6 protein-coding genes and 1 pseudogene are annotated in these 7180 nt (G+C 39.3%); 4 read left to right on the top strand and 3 right to left on the bottom strand.

The genetic code is table 11. The features are described from left to right. From BHE89_RS06185 to ppc, 4 genes and pseudogenes are all read left to right on the top strand, one after another. A partial coding sequence (locus tag BHE89_RS06185; protein WP_141008272.1) for a bifunctional aspartate kinase/homoserine dehydrogenase II occupies positions 1–1833 on the top strand: 1833 nt, incomplete at its 5' end. A gap of 122 nt (positions 1834–1955) precedes the next feature. Then, a pseudogene (locus BHE89_RS06180) lies at positions 1956–2476 on the top strand (TIGR00645 family protein). Between the two features lie 89 nt (positions 2477–2565). Next, a complete protein-coding gene (locus tag BHE89_RS06175) occupies positions 2566–2718 on the top strand; it encodes a YtxH domain-containing protein (RefSeq protein ID WP_286145941.1) in 153 nt (50 codons plus the stop codon). Between the two features lie 475 nt (positions 2719–3193). Then, positions 3194–5830: a phosphoenolpyruvate carboxylase gene (gene ppc / locus BHE89_RS06170; protein WP_069366829.1), complete on the top strand. Its 2637-nt coding sequence runs from the start codon at positions 3194–3196 to the stop codon at positions 5828–5830. Between the two features lie 59 nt (positions 5831–5889). Here the strand turns inward: ppc and BHE89_RS06165 are convergent, their stop codons facing one another. From BHE89_RS06165 to BHE89_RS06160, 3 genes are all read right to left on the bottom strand, one after another. Beyond that, a complete protein-coding gene (locus BHE89_RS06165; RefSeq protein ID WP_286145940.1) occupies positions 5890–6558 on the bottom strand; it encodes a glycosyltransferase family protein in 669 nt (222 codons plus the stop codon). Then, entirely contained in the window at positions 6519–6866 is a 348-nt protein-coding gene (locus BHE89_RS25155) for a glycosyltransferase family 2 protein (protein ID WP_286145939.1), read from the bottom strand. The genes BHE89_RS06165 and BHE89_RS25155 overlap by 40 nt, the downstream gene beginning before the upstream one ends. Before the next feature lie 38 nt (positions 6867–6904). Then, positions 6905–7180 (bottom strand): FAD-binding domain-containing protein (locus BHE89_RS06160; RefSeq protein ID WP_286145937.1); only part of this gene is annotated, 276 nt, incomplete at its 5' end.

Below are 7180 nucleotides of genomic sequence, written 5' to 3'. Positions count from 1 at the left end.
GGGGAAACGGTCTTATTAGGTCGTAACGGTAGTGACTACTCTGCAACACAAGTGGGTGCTTTAGCTAATGTCGGTAGAGTCACCATTTGGAGTGATGTTGCGGGGGTTTATAGCGCAGATCCTCGCAAAGTAAAAGATGCTTGTTTATTACCCTTGTTGCGTTTAGATGAAGCGAGTGAATTGGCTCGATTAGCAGCCCCTGTTTTACATACGCGTACACTTCAACCCGTTTCAGGCAGTAATATTGATTTACAACTTCGTTGTAGTTATCAACCAGAACAAGGTTCAACGCGTATAGAACGTGTTTTGGCGTCAGGAACAGGCGCTAAAATCGTGACGAGCCATGATGATGTTTGTCTAATTGAACTCCAACTTTCATCTCACCAAAATTTCGAACAAGTGGTGAAAGAGGTTGATGAACGGCTTAAACGTGCACAAATTCGTCCTTTAGCAACGGGTGTGGATAAAGACAGCCAACTTTTACAACTTTGCTATACCAGTGAAGTTGCTAACAGCGCATTAGATGTATTACAAGATGCTGTTTTACCGGGTAAATTACATTTACGAGAAGGCTTCTCATTAGTGGCTTTAGTGGGTGCGGGTGTCTGTAAAAATCCGTTGCATTGTCATCGTTTTTATCAGCAACTTAAAGATCAACCGGTTGAATTTATTTGGCATGCTGAAGATAACATCAGCTTAGTTGCCGTATTACGTAATTATACTGAACACTTACTGCAAGGTTTGCATCAAACATTATTTAGAGCTGAAAAACAAATTGGCTTAGTGCTGTTTGGTAAAGGGAATATAGGTTCACGTTGGTTAGAATTGTTTGCTCGAGAACAAGAGCCTTTATCAGCACGTAGTGATTTTGAATTTATTCTTGCGGGCGTTGTTGATAGCCGTCGTAGTTTACTTGATTATCAAGGTATTAATCCAAGTCGTGCATTGGCTTTCTTTGATGAGGAAGCCACAGAGCATAATGAAGAGTCGCTTTATCTTTGGATGAGAGCGCATCCTTATGATGATTTAGTCGTTGTTGATATTACTGCCAATGAGTCCCTTGCTGCTTCTTATGAAGATTTTGCTAGCTACGGTTTTCATGTTATCAGTGCAAATAAAATTGCTGGCTCGGCATCAAGTGTACGTTATCGTGCAACACGAGATGCTTTTTCCAAAACAGGCCGCCATTGGTTATATAACGCCACTGTGGGTGCGGGTTTACCCATTAATCATACGGTGCGCGATCTACGAGAAAGTGGAGACACTATTTTATCCATTAGCGGTATTTTCTCTGGTACGCTTTCGTGGTTATTTTTGCAATTTGATGGCACAGTCCCTTTCAGTGATTTGGTGGAACAAGCTTGGCAACAAGGGTTAACAGAGCCTGATCCTCGAATTGATTTATCAGGGCAAGATGTAATGCGTAAACTGGTTATTCTGGCTCGTGAAGCCGGTTATGACATCGAACCAGAGCAAGTACGGGTGGAATCTTTAGTTCCGGTACAAGCTGAAACGGGTTCACTAGAAGCGTTCTTTGATAACAGTGCATTGATCAATGAACAAATGGAACAACGATTAGCCGCAGCAAATGAAATGGATATGGTATTACGTTATATCGCCCGTTTTGATGCTAATGGTAAAGCAAAAGTCGGTGTTGAAGCAGTGAGAAAAGATCATCCTCTCGCTTCACTATTACCGGGGGATAACCTATTTGCGATTGAAAGCCGTTGGTATCGTGATAACCCATTAGTCATTAGAGGTCCTGGTGCTGGGCGTGATGTGACTGCGGGGGCTATTCAGTCAGATCTCAATCGCCTTTCTCAACTATTGTAAAAGACTATTTTCTTTTTAATCAAAACTATCAGTGATTTTTTTATTACTGATAGTTTTCTGTGTATTTTTTTCTCTTCTATACTGAAAAAGATGATGATTAATTGTGTAGATAGAGAGGAATTATGAATAGAATTGTAGAAAAATGGATGTATCGCTCTCGTTGGTTATTTGCACCTGTCTATATTGGCTTATCTCTGGGATTATTGGCATTAACGATAAAATTTTTTTCAGTCAATGTACGAGATCTTACCCAATATATTTGCCTTATCTGAAGCTGATTTAGTTTTACGTTTATTATCGGCTAATTGATTTGGCATTAGTGGGGGGGTTATTGATAATGGTCATTTTCTCAGGTTATGAGAATTTTATTACCAATATGGAAATCGAAGGGGCAAAGGATAAACTCTCTTGGTTAGGTAACATGGATGCAGAATCGCTGAAAAATAAAGTGGCTGCTTCTATTGTTGCTATCTCTTCTATTCATTTGTTAGGGGTATTTATGGACTTAAAAAATATCCCCGATAACAAGTTATTATGGTATGTGGTGCTACATCTGACGTTTGTTTTTTCTGCTTTTGTGATGGGGTATTTAGAGAAAATCTCTAAACGAAGTAAGCGAGCAAATAAAAGCAATCAAGGGTGATAAAATGAGAGCTACGACACGTCGTTATTTTTAACCTTGGCTATACTTAAATCATCTCTAGTCACAAAGGAGCGATTAATGTCAAAAAATTGAAAAAACATGTTGATCAGCTAAAAGATAAAACGACGGAGGTGAAGCATCGGACAGAAGAAAAATTATCTGAAGTTGCCCACGATATAAAACATGGTGCATCTGATCTTAAAGAAAACGTAGAAAAAAAGATTGATTCATTGAAAAAATGAATATGCTATTTGTTAACACAAGGCGCTGCATAGTCAGCGCCTTTTCTATTTAAGGGGTATTGATATAGTGAAATTAGAGAAAAAATACCAGACAATTTATCAATATTAAAAAAAATTTATCTAAATTTTCTGCCAGATAAATTTTCACTTATTTCCCCCTTTCTAGTAAAAAACGCTTCTTAGACGATAAGAAACAAAAAAATGTCCTTATTCTTGACAGAATTGAGCTAGAAAAGCATGAATATTAGCCATTCTTATAAGACTAAAGCCGTAATTAAATTTCAGAAAAATCCCCCAAAACGATTATTTTCTGATATGAATAGTAAGCTAAGTAAAAAAAAGCAGTGTGGCTTATCACAAAAATCAAAATAAAGTCACATCAGAAATGAAAGTTAATTACACAACTGGGAGGACATGACTTTTCTAATAGGAAGAAGCATGTTGTTACCGCCACAAAGACAAGGTCAGGAGTCTTATGAATCAACAATATTCGGCTATGCGTAGTAATGTCAGTATGCTTGGCAAGCTACTTGGAGATACGATAAAAGAAGCACTCGGTGAAGAAATCTTAGATAAGGTTGAATCTATTCGAAAATTATCTAAATCGTCACGAGCAGGTAATGAAGTTCAGCGACAAAAATTGTTGTTGACGTTACAAAATCTCTCTAATGATGAATTATTGCCTGTTGCTAGAGCATTCAATCAATTCTTAAACCTGACGAATGTGGCAGAGCAATACCATAGTATTTCGCCTCACGGCGAAGCGGCTAGCAATCCTGTTGCATTGGCAAAACTGATCACTCGGCTAAAAGATAAGAATTTTACCGATGAACAATTAAAAGAGGCGGTAGAGCAAATCTCTATTGAGTTGGTATTAACGGCACACCCAACCGAAATTGCTCGTCGTACACTTATTCATAAGCTAGTTGAAGTTAATACCTGTTTATCTCAACTCGATCATGATGATTTAGCGGATTATGAGCGCACTAATATTATGCGCCGTCTGCGCCAGCTAGTTGCTCAATCATGGCATACTGATGAAATTAGAAAAATTCGCCCAACACCTATTGATGAAGCAAAATGGGGCTTTGCGGTTGTTGAAAATAGCTTATGGGAAGGTGTTCCTGCTTTTTTACGTGAATTTAATGAGCAACTTAAAGAATCCATTGATTACAACTTACCTGTAGAAGCTTCTCCAATTCGTTTTACTTCATGGATGGGCGGCGATCGCGATGGCAACCCAAATGTGACCGCTGAAATCACACGCCATGCTTTACTATTAAGTCGTTGGAAAGCCGCCGATTTATTTTTAAATGATATTCAGGTTCTTGTTTCAGAGCTTTCAATGACAGAAAGTACCCCTGAACTGCGTGAATTAGCAGGGGGATCTGAAGTTGCAGAGCCATATCGTGAAATAGCTAAACAATTGCGTACTCGCTTACAAGTGACCCGTGATTATTTAGAACAACGCATTAAAGGACAGCAATCACTACCTCCTGAAGGGCTATTAATTGATAATGCACAACTTTGGGATCCGCTATACGCTTGCTATCAATCACTGACTCAGTGCGGTATGCGTATTATCGCTAATGGGCAACTGCTAGATACATTACGTCGTATCCGCTGTTTTGGCTTACAGCTAGTTAAGCTCGATATTCGCCAAGAAAGTACCAATCACACAGAAGCACTCTCTGAATTGACACAATATTTAGAACTTGGTGATTATGCAAATTGGTCTGAAGAGCAAAAACAAGCTTTCTTACTTGAAGAATTAAATTCTAAACGTCCACTGATCCCGACAAATTGGCAACCAAGCGCAGCAACGCAAGAAGTTTTTGAGACTTGTCGTGTTATTGCACAATCACCTAAAGATTCCATCGCTTCTTATGTGATTTCAATGGCAAAAGTACCTTCTGATGTATTAGCCGTAAAATTATTACTCAAAGAAGCCGGTGCGAATATTCGTTTACCCGTTGCGCCATTATTTGAAACACTTGAAGACTTGAATAACGCTGAAAGCGTGATGACACGTTTGTTTGATATCCCTTGGTATCGAGATTTAATTGATGACAAACAAATGGTGATGATTGGTTATTCAGACTCAGCAAAAGATGCGGGTGTGATGGCAGCTTCATGGGCGCAATATCGTGCACAAGATGCATTAATTAAACTCTGTGAAAAATCAGGTGTGACATTGACTCTCTTCCATGGGCGTGGCGGTACGATTGGTCGTGGTGGCGCGCCAGCACATGCGGCATTACTCTCTCAACCACCAGGAAGTTTAAAAGGGGGGCTGCGTGTAACGGAACAAGGCGAAATGATCCGCTTTAAGTTCGGATTACCACAAGTCACAATCAGTAGCCTTGCTCACTATGCAGGTGCAATCTTAGAAGCAAATTTATTGCCACCACCTGAGCCTAAAGCGCCTTGGATTGAGGTAATGGATTCCTTATCTGACGTTTCTTGTGCAATGTATCGTGATTATGTACGAGGGCAAGAAGACTTTGTCCCTTACTTTAGAGCTGCCACTCCAGAAGGCGAGTTAGGTAAACTGCCATTAGGTTCACGTCCTGCAAAACGTCGCCCGACTGGTGGTGTTGAAACTTTGCGTGCTATCCCATGGATCTTCGCATGGACTCAAAATCGTTTAATGTTACCTGCTTGGTTGGGCGCGGGTGCCGCATTGCAGCATGAAATTGATAGCGGAAAACAAGCGGTATTAGACGATATGTGTGAGAACTGGCCGTTCTTTAATACACGTATTGCGATGTTGGAAATGGTGTACGCCAAAGCGGATTTATGGTTAGCAGAATATTACGATCAGCGTTTAGTTGAAGAGCGTTTATGGCCATTAGGATCTAAATTACGTCAGCAACTTTCCGATGATATTAAGAGTGTCTTGGCAATTTCAAAAGATGAACACTTAATGGCGGATTTACCATGGGTTGCTGAATCTATTGCACTACGTAATGTATATACCGATCCATTAAACGTACTTCAGGCTGAGTTGTTACAACGTTCTCGTACACATAGCGAGTCAGATCCTCGAATTGAACAAGCGCTAATGGTCACTATTGCAGGTATTGCTGCTGGTATGCGTAATACAGGCTAGTCATCAGTATTTAGATATAAAAACAGCGCTTAACAACAGCGCTGTTTTTTTATGCTTATTTATTTCAATGTGGCGATAAACAGAAGGTAATACACACGACAAATAAACCAGCGTTGATGCCAATTATTCACACCTTTATTGAGTGCGGAAAAAAATGAGTGGGTACGAAATTGTTGTGCAATTAATTTTTGATGTTTTGCATCGCAGTGTTTACGAAAGAGAATAAAGAAACTGCCTAATTCACGCAGTGCTTGTTGGCGAAGTGCTTTTGCTAATAAGGGATCGTGTTGTTTATCTGCAATTTTTAGCAATTGTAGGACTATCTGCATATAACTTTGTGTTCGTTTTGCTTCTTTTTGTGGATTGAGTTTTCGTGTAATAGAGTCAGGATTAGCACAATAATAATAGAGAGTTTGATTATCAAATCCCATTCTTTCTGCGACAAGTGCCAGTTGGGTTGTCCACAAAATATCTTCATGATAAAGACCATCAATAAAGCGTAATTGATGTTTTTTAATTAAATCATGACGAATTAACTGTAACCAAACAAAATGTGGCCATTGATGTTGGTTTACGGCATGAATAATCCACTCACTGCCTTTTATGACTTTTTGATAAGGTTGTCGTTGATGGATTGGTCTTTGGTGCTTTTTAAGATCACTGGGATTGAATCGTTCAGCATTACCAATTAAAACATCAAGTGTTGTGTAACCGCTAATTGGTACCAATGTGAGAGCAATTCAGGCTTAATAAAATCATCACTATCAAAAAAGGCTATCCATTCCCCATTAGCATTTTGTAATCCGTAATTTCGTGCACTGGATAATCCTTTATTGGTTTGATGATAGAGTTTAAAGCGAGCATCTTTTTCACAATAAGGGGTTGCGATTTCAACACTATTATCCGTTGAACCATCATTAATAATAATGACTTCAAATTCAGTAAAAGTTTGAGTAATTAAGCTATCCAATAATCTCGTGATACGAGAGGCTTCATTAAACATCGGCACAATAACAGAGATTATCGGTGTTTTCACAATATTGAACTCATTTTGATAAGCAGTGTGACGCTATTCTACCTTTTTTTTGCCTCTTCATAAGACTCAATAGCTCTTACCCGTGCTTTAGCGTGATCCACTATTGGTAATGGATAATCGATAGAATTATGGGTTTTCGCCGCCCATTCATGAGGCGTGTGAATATATCGATTTGGCACATTGGCAAGTTCAGGAAGCCAACGTCGGATAAATTCACCATCAGGATCGAACTTACGGCCTTGGGTGGTAGGATTAAAAATGCGAAAATAAGGTACGGCATCAGTTCCTGTTGATGCAGCCCATTGCCAACCCCC

This window comes from Shigella sp. FC1967, assembly GCF_001743005.1.
Lineage (GTDB): Bacteria > Pseudomonadota > Gammaproteobacteria > Enterobacterales > Enterobacteriaceae > Proteus.
This window is presented reverse-complemented; position numbering and strand designations above follow the sequence as displayed.

What these genes read in the sequence shown, in the direction of transcription:
- ppc (WP_069366829.1), top strand. Translation starts at nt 3,194, where the DNA reads ATGAATCAACAATATTCGGCTATGCGTAGTAATGTCAGTATGCTTGGC.